The sequence below is a fragment of the Palleronia pelagia genome (assembly GCF_900110115.1).
Lineage (GTDB): Bacteria > Pseudomonadota > Alphaproteobacteria > Rhodobacterales > Rhodobacteraceae > Palleronia > Palleronia pelagia.
The window spans coordinates 1-13,782 of record NZ_FOCM01000013.1 but is presented as its reverse complement, the minus strand read 5'-3'; the positions used below and the strand labels follow the sequence as shown (position 1 = coordinate 13,782).

Here is a 13,782-nt window from a genome sequence, read left to right as displayed (position 1 = left end):
ACCTTGTGATTCGGGCCGACGGTATTGACATAGCTCCTACAGCGACTAGAGCTTCAAGGGGTTAGACGTCCTTGACATGGGGTGGCCGGATAAGCGATCCGGGCTGGAACGGACTCCTTCGTAGTCCCTTCGAGACAGCAGGCTGTCCGATCGCGAATGGCAAATGAGGCAGATATGCGCAAGACAACAGTTTTTACTTTGTTTACAACAATTTCCCTTGCCGGATGCGCAATGCCAGTTGCCGATCGCGACAGGTACGAGGTCGGAAATGTGCCCGATCAGGTGGTGGCGATGGCAGCGCCAGGCCAGGACCTGTCTTCGGCCCGTTTGGTGCCCGAGGATGGATGCTATTGGTATACGCACAGTGGTCCGGTCGAGACGACTTTGGTTCCGCTTCGCGCCGTCGGCGGCAGACCCATCTGCACTGCGCGGGAGTCTTGAAAGCCGCATAGGGCGTGAGACGTTCGTGTCTGTCGAAGGTCTACCAAGTCACCCTTGCGCGACTACGCTCTCCTCAGCCGAATACAGGTACGCCGTCGCTCCGATCCTCACTCTCGGGTAAAGGTCGTTGATATGAGCCATGACCATCCTGACGCAGCCTGAACTCGCCCGGCCACCGATGCTCCTCGGGTATGGCGTTCCGTGGATGCGCAGATATGTGTCCCGTTCGCCAACGAAGAGATAGAGCGCCCGCGATCCAAGTGCATTGGTCGGACCAGGCTCCATCCCGTCGGCGAACTCGGCATATTCCGGGTTTCGCTCGATCATGTTCCGCGTCGGCGTCCAGTGCGGCCACTCGACCTTGCGTCGGATCGTGTAAGTCCCCGGCTCATACAGATCACCTTGAGCGATCGCCACGCCATAACGCATCGCGGTACCGCCTTCCTCGATATGGTACAGGTAACGTGCGACTGCATCGACATGGATGTCTCCCGGGATTAGTCCCGCATTTGCGGCAACGCGTTGCGGAAGAAAGCGCGGATGCAGATCCCACGGGTTCGTTGTCGCCGGGTCGTACCCGACCGGTGTGACCTCTGCATCCCACGCGGCCTTTTGGGTCGCCGTCGGGTATGTGTCTGCAAAAGACACGCTTGGAAGCGACATCGACATCAACGCCGATGTTGTTTGAATGAAGTGTCGTCTTGTCAGCATCGATGGAATGTATCTCTCTGCACCAGGTCTTATTCTTTCGCAGTAGTGTGTATGCAACCTCTAGCGGCTGGAGGGTCAAGGGAAGTTTTTGAGCCCTAAAATCGTTCCAAACAGTACTCGATCGCGAGATCGACAATTGGACACATGCTGCACATGACGCGGAGCAAGTCACTGAAATGGCGTCTGGATGCGCTAGCATCCATCTTCGGGCAGCTCGTCCAGCTGATGAGATTCGATTGCCGCCGCGAGCATGGCCGCTTCTTCGGCTTTGGGGTCGTAACGTTCATCTTCATTCCAGGGATCCGGGACCACAACGCCGGCATCGATCAAAGCCATCGCCAGATGAGGTTTGATGTCGCCATCGACATTCAGACGTACCATCTTGGGCTTGTCTCGTTCGAAAATCAGCTTTGCGACGTTCACCAGATCCGCTGGCTGGTCGAGGGTGTACTCCCCGTGCAAGGCACCATTGACCTCAATGGCGAGTTTCCGGTTTGCGAAGGGGCCGCTTTCACGAATGACGATCTCGGACATGCATGTTCTCCGTTAGGCCGACGCGAGCCGGTCCGGTTGGTTTGCCATCAGCGATTCCCGGAGCATCCGGTGCTGGTTCTGATCGGCGGCAGGTTCAGGGTGCCAGGCGCCGCCTTCTGCTCACATGCACAACTTCAGGATACGAAAGCAGGTTGAAGGTATCAGGATTACTGTCCAACGGCAGCACAGATGATTGGACCTGAAGCCCGAGCACTAGTTGCCGACGGCGTCGAGCTTGGCCGTGACGCGAAATCTGATCGCGACCAACGATGCGAGGTAGGCAGCTTCGTCGTGGGCTCCCCTGCCCTACCTTACCCTTCCCCGCGTGCGTGGCAAGGTGTTCAGCGGTGACTCAAGTGTGCCTCAGAGACGCCTTGCAACTTCCAGAATCAGTCGACCGAGCACTGAGAAATTTTCGGTGCGAATCTGGATTCTCGAACGAAGGTCTGTCGCGTATGCGAACAAGATGACAGGGCGTGGCAACCAGCCAAACTGACTGAAGCGACCATGCTACGCCGTTGCGTTGACTGTGGCTTCAGTCACAGGAAAGCAGCGGTGCAGACGTGTCACGTGTGGATCTCGGCCATCTTTTGACAGCCGTGCAGAAATGGATAAGTGCTGTTAAAACAATTGGATATGGATGATGCCGGACTGGCGGCTCATCGCGCGCGTTTACTTTGGTTAGCCGGCGCTGACTAGATATACAGGTGACTTTCCAGAAGATCACCAGCACTTGGGGTAGCGACTAGGAGGGTGCGTCGCAACCGATCGACAGTGCCGGCGAGCGAAAATCGTTGTTTAGACCCGCATTTCCATGTAGATGACAGTTTAACGAGCGAATTCGCTGAAAAAGCGATATTTAGAGGGCGGGCAGATGCGAGAGAGGCCATTCGAGGCTGACACGAAGGATCAATCCTTCGATGAGATCATTCTACAGCAAGGCGAATTGATCTCTGATCGCCTCAATATGTTGCGACAGGAGCAGTATCCCCCGGACGCTCAAAAAGGTCTACGGCAATTTTCTATGGCGGAAGTTGCCTACTACCTTGGGGTAACTCAGTCTACGATCAAAAAGCTTCATCTCGAAGGCAAGGGACCAGATCCTGAAACGTCGTCGTCCGGGCGACGTAGCTACTCGGCCGAGCAGATGCTCGAACTCCGAGCCTACCTTGACAAGCACGGTCGACCCGGAAAGCGGAGATACGTCCCCTATCGACAGGATGGCGAAGACATGCATGTAGTGTCTGTCGTCAACTTCAAGGGTGGGTCCGGAAAGACAACAACCGCGGCTCATCTGGCACAGCATTTGGCACTTAAAGGGCACCGTGTTCTCGCGATTGACCTTGATCCGCAGGCATCCCTGACGGCACTACATGGGATACAGCCGGAACTCGATGACGTTCCCTCGCTGTATGAAACTTTGCGCTACGACGAGCATCGCAAAGCGATCCAGGATGTGATCCGGCCGACGAACTTTCCCAATCTGGATATCGTGCCGGCAAGCCTGGAGCTCCAAGAGTACGAATACGACACACCAGTTGCCCTGACGAGCACTGACCCACACGAAGGCCGGACGTTCTTTACGAGGATATCCCGCGCCCTCGATGAGGTTGATGACCGTTACGATGTCGTTGTGATCGATTGCCCGCCACAGCTGGGCTATCTAACATTGACCGCCTTAACCGCGTCGTCGTCGGTTATCGTCACGGTGCATCCTCAGATGCTGGACGTCATGTCGATGAGCCAGTTTCTTCTCATGCTCGGCGGCATCATGAAGACGATACGCGATGCCGGGGCCAACATGCGGCTGAAGTGGTTTCGTTACCTAGTCACGCGGTTCGAGCCCACAGACGGTCCCCAAAAGCAGATGGTTGGATTTCTCCAAGCGATGTTTCCCAACCAGATGCTTACGGCCCCTGTTCTCAAGTCTACCGCGATTTCCGACGCCGGGATTACGAAGCAGACGCTGTACGAAGTCGAGAGGTCCCAGTTTGTCCGCACCACCTATGACCGCGCGATCGCTTCGTTGAACGAAGTTAACGACGAGATTTCGGAGTTGATCCACAGGGCTTGGGGGCGCGAATGACGGTATTTTTGACAGCCGTGCAGACCTATGGGTTTGACAGCCGTGCAACCGCCCCTGCCCCGGATACTGCCACGGCAAGCCTTGCTGAAACGGAGATGGTTTGATGGCACGAAAAGACCTCCTGAAAAGCGTCATGGTTGGATCATCGGACCAGTCGAACGACTCGGGCCGCTCTGACTACGCGATGCGGGGCGCGTCGAAGTCGATGAAGGTCTCCATCGACAGTCTCGCCGAGAATTCGAAGCGACTCCTTGAGGGCGAAACCATTGTTGAAATCGACCCTGAGCTGATTGACGTATCCTTCGTCTCCGATCGTCTCAGTGACGACGACGACGCATTCAACGAGCTAATGGCGTCGATCGCGGCAGGGCGGCAAGATACACCCGTACTGCTACGTCCGCATCCAAAACTGGATAGTCGTTATATGATCGTGTTTGGCCACCGGCGCGTTCGCGTGGCCTTGGCGCTTGGTCGGAAAGTGCGCGCTGTAGTCAAGCCGATGGACGATGTGGCGCATGTTCTAGCCCAAGGACAAGAAAACACTGCACGCGCAGATCTCTCGTTCATCGAGAAAGCGCTTTTTGCCAAGAGCCTGTTGGACATGGGCCAGGCCAAAGATGTGATCCAATCGGCGCTAACCATCGATGGGACCTTGCTCTCCCGCATGCTGTCCGTTGCTCAGACTGTGCCGCGGTCGGTCATCGAGCGGATCGGGCCGGCAAAGCAGATCGGTCGCGATCGCTGGGAGGATTTCAAGAAACTTGCGAGCGAACCCGCAAACGAAAAACTTCTTGAGACCGCCATCGCCGACGGCGGTTTTCAGGACTTGGATAGCGATTCAAGGTTCGAGTTGTTGCACAGCAAACTATCCGAAGCAGGTAGAGCGCCCAAACGCAAGAGCGCGCGCTCCATACCGCAGAAACGTACGTGGACTGCTGGAAAAGGCCGCATCAAGGGCGTCATCGGTCGGTCCGGAAAAGCATACAACATCTCGCTGACGGCTCAGGACTCGGCTGAGTTCGGAGACTTTCTCTCCGGCCAGCTGGACAAGCTCTACGGCGATTTTCTGGCGAAAAAAGAGGAGCAGTCGGACCAATGATCTAGGCAAAAGAAAAGCCCCCAAGCAGCGTGGCCTGAGAGCTAATCTGAAAAGTTTGGTCGCTTAGAAGATATCTCTCCCGCGAATCACTGTCAACGATGAACGCTTCCGAGCGAACGGCTTTCTTTTGCCTCCACAAAACCGGAGGTGAGATACAGGCATGAAACATACAGGTTGGCGCAAGCCGACACCGGGTCTTGGCGTAGCGGAGCAGCTCGCCCAAGCCGGTGAACGGGTAGCTGTACCCAAATCAACAGCATTCGTGGCAATCAAACGAGTGGGAGCACACATCGGTCTGAAAGCCGGCGACCTCCTGCTGCTCGACACACTCGGGGCGTTCACCCAGGCCCAGGACTGGGAGGAGGGAAGGCGGCCGATCGTCTGGGCCTCGAACGCCTATCTGATGGGACAGACGGGCTTCTCGCTTTCGGCGCTCAAGCGCCACGCACGGCGCCTGGCCGAGGCGGGGGTCATTTCCTTCAAGGACAGCTCCAATGGCAAACGCTGGGGCCACAGAAACGAGGCAGGCCACATCATCGAGGCCTATGGCTTCGATCTGTCGCCGCTTTCGGCCCGCGCAGAGGAGTTCGAGCAGCTGCATATCGAGATCCAGGCCGAACGCGCCCTCTGTCAGCGCCTGAAGCGCCAGATCACGGTCTCACGACGTATGATCCGGGCGCGGATCGAGGCGGCCGTCAGCGGCGCTCTGAAGGGCCCTTGGGCGCAGCTCACGACCCTGTTCGAGGATCTCCTGGCGAGGCTTCCACGGCGACACACGGCGTCAGAGACGCTTGAGAGGCTCATGGACTGGTTCCGGGAGCTGCAGGAGCGTGTCGAGGCAGCCTATCTCAATGCCGTCCGAGCGGATGGGGTTGTGGAAAACATGCCGGAAACCATCGAACAAGTATCCGAGAAGATTCAAGAAATGAACCCCAGGGAGGTCATTTCTGACCCTCATATACAAATTACAAACCAACCTGATCCTGTAACCTGTAATCGCTCAGAAACTGAGCACGCGGCCGGCGTTGCGCCAAATGCCCCACCGGAAGAGCGGGTGGATAGGGAGCTGGAAGACTGGGTTGCGGAAGCCCGCAAGAAACGCGGGGCGGCGCTGGATCTGCCGACGGTGATGCAGGCCTGTCCGGAATTCGCGTCCTGGGCGCGCACTATGGGCGGATACCTGAAGGATTGGGGCGATCTGCACCGGGTTGCGGGGCAACTCAGGCCGATGATCGGGGTCTCCGAACACGCCTGGAGCCTGGCACAGGACCGTCTCGGGCCCCAGATCGCCACCGCGGCGCTGGTTCTGACCTTCGACAAGCATGCCAAGGGCGAAGTGGCATCGCCGGGCGGCTATCTCCGCGGCATGATCGAGAAGGCCGGGGCAGGGGAGCTGCATCTCGAGCGCAGCTTCTACGGCCGGTTGAGCGGGCAGGCGGCGTGACCGTGGACTTACAGCCCTGCGGCCCTGGTCAGGTTGACGCGGAACCGGTCGCGCCGGCGCTGGTAGCGGCGGGTCATCTCTGCCGAGGCATGCCCGAGCTGCTTCTGGACATGAGCTTCCGGGACCTCAGCGGAACTGGCAAGACCGGCGCGCAAGGAATGCCCGGAAAACAAGGCAAGCTGGTCTTTTTCCGGGAGGTCGGATCGGATGCCGGCGTTCAGAACGGTGTCCTTGATCAGCCGCGCAACATGCTTGTCGGAGAGCCGGGTGTCGAGGGCGCGCGTGCCGTCCCGCGATGTGCGCAGGAAGACCGGGCCGAAGTCGATCCGGGCGAAGTGCAGCCATTGCTCGAGGGCGTGAACTGGGCAGGTCCCCTCGCTGGATCCCCGGCCAATCTCCACCTCGCGCCAGCCGGTCTTGGCGTTGAGCGTGAGGACCGCGCCGTCCTTGAGGGTCTCGATCCAGCCGCGGCTATCGGGCGTGTCGTCCTTGCCGTGATCGAGGCTAACGATTTCGGAGCGCCTGAGCCCGCCGGCATAGCCAATCAGCAGGATTGCCCGGTCGCGCAGGCCCCGCAGGTCGTGGGGCAGGGTGGCCACCATGGCGAGGATGTCCTCGGGGAGAATGGCCTCCTTCTGGACCGGCGGGCGCGCATGCCGGCGTTTGATCCCCGCCAGCACCGTGGCAATGTGGCGATCCTTGCGATCGAGCGGAAAGCCACGCTGCGCGTAATTCCAGACAAGCCCGGAGAGGCGGCGCTCGATCGTCGAGACCGAAAGGGCAGGGGAGGGGCCTGTCGGCGCCGCGACGTCGGCGAGGTAGAGCCCGATCATCTCGGGCGAGGGGGGCAGGGGGTATGTTCCCTTCAGGCGGCACCAGCGCGCGAAGTGCTTCCAGTCGGCCGCGTAGGCTTTGTTCGTATTCTCGGCTGTCGCGGCCCTGGCGTAGTCGCGAGCGGTATCGACCAGCCGGTCAAGCGTGCCGGACCCCGCCACATGGGCGGGCAGGGCGATCGAGGCGTCGTCGGGAGCGTCTCTCTCGTCGCGCTCGTCATCGATCGGGGCGTCCTGGGGCTCTGAGCTCGATTTCTCCGCGTTTTGGGGTTGGTTATCAGATGGTTTGTTCATGTTCCTGAGCATATCTTTTCATGTCCGATAATGCAAACTTATTGGACATGAGTGAGAGCGGCAGGGTGGGGCGGTTTACACACTATTTGGTAGCAGAAAGCGCCGCCATGGGATAGTCTTGTGTCATGACATACCAGCCTGCAGCTATCCGGAACGACTTACCCATCCTACCGAAACTGCCGGGCTGGGTCACCTCGGGGAGTGCCGAAACCCTTGAAACTGTGGCCTTTCGGTCCGGTACGGCTCTCACGGTGCTCGACCAGCTGGTCGGAGATGCCAGGTATGGCGTGCCAGTGAAACTGCTTGCCAATCGGCTGGCGCTGACTGCAGCCACGGCGACCTCGAAACTGGAAGGGCGGCTGGCGCGGGAGGCCGACATTCGCGACGCCTTTCATCTAACGCCGCCAGGCGAGGCACGCGGACCGGATGGCGATCTGCTTGCCTTCTGGCGCGAGGCCGTGCGCGTAAGGACAGGTAGTGCTGACGAGATCGCTGGCCTGATTGGCGCGGGCTTCGCCGGGGAGGTGGGCGTCTGGATCGACGCGGGGTTGGAGAGTGCTCGAACCCGCGGGCCATTGGCGAGCTGCAGCGCCGTCCTGCGCGCCGTGCTCGAGACTGACGACCGAGCAGAACGGGTCGCCTGCCTTCTCTCGGACCTGGTCCTGGCGCGCGCGCTGAACTGGAAGATGGTGCTGCCCGTTTCTGCGCAGCGGCTGACAAAGGCGATGCTGCGGGACCTGACCATAGAAGGACAAAGGGCCGAGCTAACAGCCCAAGTGCGCATCCTCGAGTCCGTCCAAGAGACGATCCGGTTGGCGCGAGACCTTGCGCGGCGCGCCGAAGCGCTTCGAAGCGTTGCCCCGAGGCTGCGAGCAAAAGGATCGGACGCAGCGGTTGATCTGTTCATGACAGAAAATTCCGTGGCGCCTGCATCGATGCTGTCGCCGCGCGTTCGCGGGACATCTATTGCGATGACCGACCGGGCCGCGCGGCGGTTCTGCGACCGGCTGGTTGAGTTGGGTGTGGCACGAGAGCTTACTGGACGGTCGACGTTCCGACTGTATGGGATCGTGCAATGACCGTCGCAGCCAGGAAACGGAGGCTGGCAGATGAGAGCGACGCAACCTTTGACAGGGAGCTCGACGACCTGCCGCAGGAGCTGCGCTGGCGCGAATGGATGGGGCGGATTGAGGCGGTGCTCTTCGCTAGCGCCTCACCGGTCGGCCGTGAAGACCTGGCGCGTGTCGTGGGGCAGGGTGCCCCGGTCGAGATGCTGATCGAGGACATCCAGGCCGAGGTGACGGGTCGGCCTTACGAACTGGTCCAAGTGGCCGACGGCTGGATGTTCCGCACCAAGACTCAGTTCGCCGACGCGATCAAGGCCGCTGCCGATCTGGGAGAGCAATCGCTTGGATTTACCGAGATGGAGATGGGGGTGCTCTGCGCGATCGCCTATCATCAGCCGATCGATCGGGCGGGGCTCGCCAGCATCTTTGGCAAGGAGGTCAGCCGCGATCTGCTAGCCCGACTGCGCTACAAGGATCTGATCGCCAGCGGACCGCGCTCGCCGCGGCCGGGCGCGCCGCATACCTTCGTGACGACGGAGACGTTTCTGGTGACGTTTGATCTACAAAGCTTGCGGGATTTGCCAGACATCGAGATCACATCTGACTTTCAACACGCAGGCGGTTCACCTTCCCAAACTCAGGACAAGACCAGGTGAGTGATACAGTTTTTTGGTCATGGCAGAACGACCTGCCCGCAAGCATCAATCGGCAGTTTCTACGCAATGCGCTCGAGGTCGCGGTCGATAGGGTGAGCGATCTGCTCGATGTCGAGGATGCACCACGGATCAACTTGGATCATGACACTAGGTCCACTCCGGGTATGGCTGACATAAGCCAGACGATCTTCGAAAAGATCACTGACTGCACTGTCATGGTTGCGGACGTCACACCGATCGCGACGGCAGAGAGCGGGAAGGCCCTACCCAATCCGAACGTGATGGTCGAGCTCGGCTTCGCCCTTAAGGCTTTGGGTTTTGGCAGAATAATCGCCGTTTTGAATACTGCGGGCGGGATTTCGGTGGAAGATCTGCCATTCGATATACGACATCGGCGGATTTTGACATATGAACTGGAAGAGGGTGCTAGCAATGCAAGCCGCCGCGATGTCAGGAGGGCCCTTACCGACGAACTGACTGCCGCCATCCGGACGAACGTGGAAGGTGTTCGCGGTGAACGACGCGCCGCTGTTCCGATCAAGGGAGTCTCCAGTGACCCGCAATCACCCGGGCTTTGGCAATCCGATTGGCCAGTACTTCACGAAGACACTTTTGATGAAGATCTTAGAGTTCGTCCCCATCAGCTTTCACGAGCCTGGCTTCGTATCATTCCCGAGGGGTATCCAGACGGATTCCCGCCAATTGCGACAGTTGAACACTTACCAGACGGTGCGCGACTTTGGGCACCATACGCAGGTGCGGGTGGTGGGAATTTTGGAGTCTTCGAGCAGGGATTTATCAGCTATTGGCTCGCGGGTCGCGATGAGGACGGTACATGCCGAGCGCGTAACCTTGCGGCCTACATGGAGGAGACCGGAGAGGTTTGGATGTCCGACGGAACAGCCTTTGGGCAGGATCAGGGCAAGACTTACATCTCGTATGCGCGATTGCTTTCGAACTGGGCAAAAGGTTTGGAGAGTGGCTCAGCATGTCTTGATGCGCTCGGAGCCTCCGGCCGCCGACGCGTTATCTTGGGAATCGAAGGTATGAAGGGCGCGCTCTGGAGGGTTCAACAGGGATATAGGCCTATGAGGTCTCGTAAGGCGGGGATTCTATGTGATGAGACTCGTACCGATTGGACTTCAGATGACCGTATCGAATTCTTGCATGGTGCCTGGAATGAGCTTCTGGACGCATTCGGTCATCAGCTCGTGGATGCCGAAGAATTCAGGCGCTACCGCGAGGTCCGGCTGCGCAACTGAGAGTACATAACTCGCTCCCTGTCTCTCTGCGAGAATGTTTACGGGTAGGGACTCAGCCGAGGCGGATCGCTCCAGTGAGTTAGAGCATGGTGCCTTTCAGTCGGTCGGGGCTCCTCTTTCAGATGGTCGGCGTTGAAGTCTTCAACCGGTCGCCAACACGCTTTCAATTGGTCGAAGCTTGACTTTCAATCGGTCGGGCGCGTACTTTCAATCGGTCGAAGGGAGCCGTACGCCGATGTATCCAAGATTTGCCAAGGCCAGGGTGGAAGAGGCACTTTCGGACACCCGTGTGGTTCTCATATCGGGGCCGCGTCAGTCCGGCAAAACGACGCTTGCGACCGAAATCGCGTCGGACAAGATCCCGTTTCTGACATTGGACGATGCCAACGTCTTGCGGTCGGCGATCGATGATCCGGTCGGGTTCGTCCGCGGATTGGACCGCGCCGTCATTGATGAGGTCCAACGCGCGCCCGACCTTCTGCTGGCCATCAAAAACCTGGTCGATGACGACAAGACACCGGGCAGGTTCCTCCTGACGGGTTCGGCCAACCTGATGACCATACCAAAAGTGGCGGACTCTCTCGCGGGTCGTATGGAGGTCGTTCGGCTATTCCCACTATCGCAGGCGGAGATCTTTGGGACAAAAACGAGATTTATTGATCAGGCCTTTGCGGGACAAACGCCAAACACCGGTAACATGATTGTCGGGGACGACCTTATAGAAAACGTCCTTTCGGGCGGCTATCCCGAAGCCCTCGGTCGCGTTCGATGGTCGAGAAAGCAGGATTGGTATCACGGCTATCTCGACGCGATCGTCCAACGAGATGTCCGAGACGTCGCACAGATCGAACAACTTGCCATCATGCCAAGACTGATGTCGGCGCTCGCCGAGCACGCAGGGCAGTTGGTCAACTACACCGGGATCGGGGCAGGTCTCGACCTCAACCACGTCACTACGCAGAAATATGTGAGCGTCTTCGAGAGCCTCTATCTCGTTCACACGCTCCAGCCCTGGTTCACAAATCGCCTGAAACGTCTCACAAAGTCGCCGAAACTACACTTTCTCGATGCGGGACTCCTCGCCGCGATGCGGGATATCTCGCCGGACGTAGTCCGTAGGGACAAAACGAGTTTTGGCGCGATCCTGGAGACCTTCGTGTTCAGCGAGCTGCGAAAGATCGCCAGTTGGAGCGAGCAGAGATGCACGTTCTCTCATTTCCGGGACAAGGACAAAAACGAGGTCGACATCGTGTTGGAGAACCGTCGTGGCGAAGTGGTCGGTATCGAAGTGAAGTCATCCGCAACCGTTTCGGCGGCGGACTTTTCGGGAATGCGCAAACTGGCGGACGCTTGCGGCGCCAAGTTCGTCCAAGGCATGGTGCTCTATGATCACGATAAGGTAGTCCCATTCGGCGAAAACATGTTCGCGGCCCCGCTGTCATGTCTGTGGGGTAGCCAATGAACCTTGCAGAGGAACAATGCGTCGAGGATCTCGCGGACCTGCTCTACAACTTCTTACCGGGGAGCGGTAATTCCCGGACCGCATTCCCTTTGGCGGCAGCGAAGGTCCAATGCGAGGACTCCTGGGTCGGCGGTAGCAAGCGACCGGCGATCGTACAGCTGTTGTCGTCAACACTCGATCAGAGGAGGCACAAATTCAGCTCGCTGATGCTGTCGATCGTAAGGCAATCGATGACTTGGCGGAGAGGCAAGGGAGAGCCGCTCACCCGTGCAGAGGTGAGCGAGTTGAATGTGCTCCTCCTCCGTTTGTCACTTAAGGTTCCCGAGCTCAACGACCCCGCGTTCCTTGATTCCTTGCCAGGAGACTTGCCCGAGTCGGATGAGAGCCCGAAACCGAAGGCGGCCACGGTTTCGGACGAACTGGCCAAGACGTTATCAGACCGTCTGATCGGCCTCTTCGAACATGCCCCACAGCGTCGTGGGTATGAGTATGAACGATTTCTCACAGAGCTTTTTGCCGCATATGGGCTCACGCCGCGATCACCTTTCAAACTAACGGGCGAACAGATTGACGGAAGCTTCAAGCTGCACGGCGAGACGTATCTCGTCGAAGCCAAATGGCAAGCCGGTCTCACGGGGCAAGCCGAACTGTTGACATTTTCCGGCAAAGTCTCGGGCAAGGCGACGTGGACGCGCGGCCTCTTCATCAGTAATTCGGGGTTTTCAGAAGACGGCCTTAAGGCCTTCAAGACAGGTAGGCGAACGAACATAATTTGTGCCGATGGTTTAGACCTACACCAGGTCGTTCATAACCGTCTCTCATTGATCGATGTTCTTGACGAAAAGCTGCGCCGGGCGGCCGAGACCAACCAGGCATTCGTCCCCGTTCGGGATTTGCTGCCATGAGATATAGTAAAGCCAAGGGTCGCGAACAGATGCCGAGACTTAACGAGCCGCGCAAAGCGATAGCATTGAAAATACGACATTCTACGGAAAAGAACTTCCATGATCATACCTGACAATGAGACCGCCGTTGACATGATCTACTCCGAGGCCGTTTCGGCCACGGTCGCGAAAGTGATCAGAGACTCGGGGACCGAACCTCTCACGGTGGGTGTCCACGGGGATTGGGGCGCGGGAAAGTCGAGCGTGTTGCTCATGCTGGAGGAAGCGTTTTCGGAGGATGATCGGACATCAGTTGTTCGGTTTAACGGTTGGCTCTTCCAGGGCCTCGAAGACGCAAAGACCGTCATCATCGAAACGATTGTAGAACAATTGCTGCGGGATCGGGCGCTCACAACAAAGCTGAAGGACGCATCAAAGAAGCTCTTGAAGCGCGTCGACCTTATGAAGGTCGCATCCAAGGCCGGCGGCCTCGCCCTTACCGGTCTCACAGGTATCCCGTCGCCGGACATGCTCGGCGGACTTATGGAACAGGGCAAGAAACTCCTCGCCGACGGTTCCGAAATCACTGTCGGCGACGTGACAGGGTACGTCAAAAACGTCACGGATTGCCTCAACGACCCTGATGCCGAAACCCTACCGGCTGACCTGAGACCCGACTTCCCTCCAGCCTTTTGGAGAATCCGTCGGTTGATTTCTGGCCTCATGCGGCCCTGGTTTCCAGTCTCGATTTCATGGCAAATTCCTGCGGCGTGAGATTGCCGAGGGACGAGTGGGGTCTGTTGTGGTTGTAGTCCTCCTTCCATGCGATGATTGTCGCGCGGGCTTCGGCCAGCGACGTGAACAGGGTTTCGTTCAATAGCTCGTCCCGGAAGCTGCCGTTGAAACTCTCAACGAAGGCATTCTGCATGGGCTTTCCGGGCGCGATGTAGTGCCAATCGATCCGGGTCTCCTGGCACCATCTCAGAACAGCCATGCCGGTTAGTTCCGT

General features: G+C 58.5%; 14 protein-coding genes. 10 read left to right on the top strand and 4 right to left on the bottom strand.

The genetic code is table 11. The features are described 5' to 3' along the window. Positions 1-174 precede the first annotated feature (174 nt). Positions 175-441 carry a hypothetical protein gene (locus BMX96_RS19990; protein WP_071675783.1) on the top strand — a complete coding sequence of 89 codons (267 nt, stop codon included), beginning with the start codon at positions 175-177 and terminating at the stop codon, positions 439-441. Between the two features lie 48 nt (positions 442-489). Here BMX96_RS19990 and BMX96_RS18125 read toward each other — a convergent pair whose 3' ends face one another. Together BMX96_RS18125 and BMX96_RS18120 are read right to left on the bottom strand one after the other, a co-directional pair. After that, positions 490-1,152, bottom strand: a complete 663-nt coding sequence (locus BMX96_RS18125) for a L,D-transpeptidase (RefSeq protein ID WP_091846770.1) — start codon at positions 1,150-1,152, stop codon at positions 490-492. A gap of 192 nt (positions 1,153-1,344) precedes the next feature. Continuing rightward, positions 1,345-1,686, bottom strand: a complete 342-nt coding sequence (locus BMX96_RS18120; RefSeq protein WP_091846769.1) for a hypothetical protein — start codon at positions 1,684-1,686, stop codon at positions 1,345-1,347. Positions 1,687-2,560: 874 nt separating this feature from the next. Between BMX96_RS18120 and repA the strand changes: the two genes are divergently transcribed. The 3 genes from repA to repC all read left to right on the top strand — a co-directional run bounded on the left by repA (position 2,561) and on the right by repC (position 6,315). Then, entirely contained in the window at positions 2,561-3,772 is a 1,212-nt protein-coding gene (gene repA, locus BMX96_RS18115; protein ID WP_091846768.1) for a plasmid partitioning protein RepA, read from the top strand. 103 nt (positions 3,773-3,875) lie between these two features. Further along, positions 3,876-4,871: a plasmid partitioning protein RepB gene (repB, locus tag BMX96_RS18110; protein ID WP_091846767.1), complete on the top strand. Its 996-nt coding sequence runs from the start codon at positions 3,876-3,878 to the stop codon at positions 4,869-4,871. Between the two features lie 160 nt (positions 4,872-5,031). After that, the gene (gene repC / locus BMX96_RS18105) at positions 5,032-6,315 is read left to right on the top strand and encodes a plasmid replication protein RepC (protein ID WP_091846766.1); all 1,284 of its coding nucleotides are present in this window, start codon (positions 5,032-5,034) and stop codon (positions 6,313-6,315) included. A gap of 8 nt (positions 6,316-6,323) precedes the next feature. On the opposite strand, the gene BMX96_RS18100 is transcribed toward repC, so the two are convergent. Further along, on the bottom strand, positions 6,324-7,442 hold the full coding sequence (locus tag BMX96_RS18100; RefSeq protein ID WP_091846804.1) for a tyrosine-type recombinase/integrase: 1,119 nt from the start codon (positions 7,440-7,442) through the stop codon (positions 6,324-6,326). Positions 7,443-7,567: 125 nt separating this feature from the next. On the opposite strand from BMX96_RS18100, the gene BMX96_RS18095 reads away from it, so the two are divergent. The 6 genes from BMX96_RS18095 (at position 7,568) to BMX96_RS18075 (ending at position 13,547) form a co-directional block, all read left to right on the top strand. Further along, the gene (locus BMX96_RS18095) at positions 7,568-8,521 is read left to right on the top strand and encodes a DUF1403 family protein (protein WP_091846765.1); all 954 of its coding nucleotides are present in this window, start codon (positions 7,568-7,570) and stop codon (positions 8,519-8,521) included. Continuing rightward, the gene (gene scpB / locus BMX96_RS18090) at positions 8,518-9,165 is read left to right on the top strand and encodes an SMC-Scp complex subunit ScpB (RefSeq protein WP_091846764.1); all 648 of its coding nucleotides are present in this window, start codon (positions 8,518-8,520) and stop codon (positions 9,163-9,165) included. Before BMX96_RS18095 ends, scpB begins: the two co-directional genes overlap by 4 nt. After that, positions 9,162-10,427 (top strand): hypothetical protein, encoded by a 1,266-nt coding sequence (locus BMX96_RS19445; protein WP_139210146.1) that lies wholly within the window; start codon positions 9,162-9,164, stop codon positions 10,425-10,427. The genes scpB and BMX96_RS19445 overlap by 4 nt, the downstream gene beginning before the upstream one ends. 262 nt (positions 10,428-10,689) lie before the next feature. After that, entirely contained in the window at positions 10,690-11,889 is a 1,200-nt protein-coding gene (locus BMX96_RS18085) for an ATP-binding protein (protein WP_236737134.1), read from the top strand. Continuing rightward, the gene (locus BMX96_RS18080) at positions 11,886-12,794 is read left to right on the top strand and encodes a restriction endonuclease (RefSeq protein WP_091846762.1); all 909 of its coding nucleotides are present in this window, start codon (positions 11,886-11,888) and stop codon (positions 12,792-12,794) included. The genes BMX96_RS18085 and BMX96_RS18080 overlap by 4 nt, the downstream gene beginning before the upstream one ends. Before the next feature lie 99 nt (positions 12,795-12,893). After that, positions 12,894-13,547, top strand: coding sequence for a KAP family P-loop NTPase fold protein (locus tag BMX96_RS18075; RefSeq protein ID WP_091846761.1), 654 nt, complete (start codon positions 12,894-12,896; stop codon positions 13,545-13,547). On the opposite strand, the gene BMX96_RS18070 is transcribed toward BMX96_RS18075, so the two are convergent. Beyond that, a partial coding sequence (locus BMX96_RS18070; RefSeq protein WP_214606873.1) for an integrase core domain-containing protein occupies positions 13,495-13,782 on the bottom strand: 288 nt, incomplete at its 5' end. The two genes, BMX96_RS18075 and BMX96_RS18070, sit on opposite strands and share 53 nt — an antisense overlap.

What these genes read in the sequence shown, in the direction of transcription:
- repC (WP_091846766.1), top strand. Translation starts at nt 5,032, where the DNA reads ATGAAACATACAGGTTGGCGCAAGCCGACACCGGGTCTTGGCGTAGCG.
- BMX96_RS19990 (WP_071675783.1), top strand. Translation starts at nt 175, where the DNA reads ATGCGCAAGACAACAGTTTTTACTTTGTTTACAACAATTTCCCTTGCC.
- repB (WP_091846767.1), top strand. Translation starts at nt 3,876, where the DNA reads ATGGCACGAAAAGACCTCCTGAAAAGCGTCATGGTTGGATCATCGGAC.
- BMX96_RS18095 (WP_091846765.1), top strand. Translation starts at nt 7,568, where the DNA reads ATGACATACCAGCCTGCAGCTATCCGGAACGACTTACCCATCCTACCG.
- BMX96_RS18080 (WP_091846762.1), top strand. Translation starts at nt 11,886, where the DNA reads ATGAACCTTGCAGAGGAACAATGCGTCGAGGATCTCGCGGACCTGCTC.
- BMX96_RS18120 (WP_091846769.1), bottom strand. Translation starts at nt 1,686, where the DNA reads ATGTCCGAGATCGTCATTCGTGAAAGCGGCCCCTTCGCAAACCGGAAA.
- BMX96_RS18125 (WP_091846770.1), bottom strand. Translation starts at nt 1,152, where the DNA reads ATGCTGACAAGACGACACTTCATTCAAACAACATCGGCGTTGATGTCG.
- BMX96_RS18075 (WP_091846761.1), top strand. Translation starts at nt 12,894, where the DNA reads ATGATCATACCTGACAATGAGACCGCCGTTGACATGATCTACTCCGAG.
- repA (WP_091846768.1), top strand. Translation starts at nt 2,561, where the DNA reads ATGCGAGAGAGGCCATTCGAGGCTGACACGAAGGATCAATCCTTCGAT.
- BMX96_RS18100 (WP_091846804.1), bottom strand. Translation starts at nt 7,442, where the DNA reads ATGAACAAACCATCTGATAACCAACCCCAAAACGCGGAGAAATCGAGC.
- scpB (WP_091846764.1), top strand. Translation starts at nt 8,518, where the DNA reads ATGACCGTCGCAGCCAGGAAACGGAGGCTGGCAGATGAGAGCGACGCA.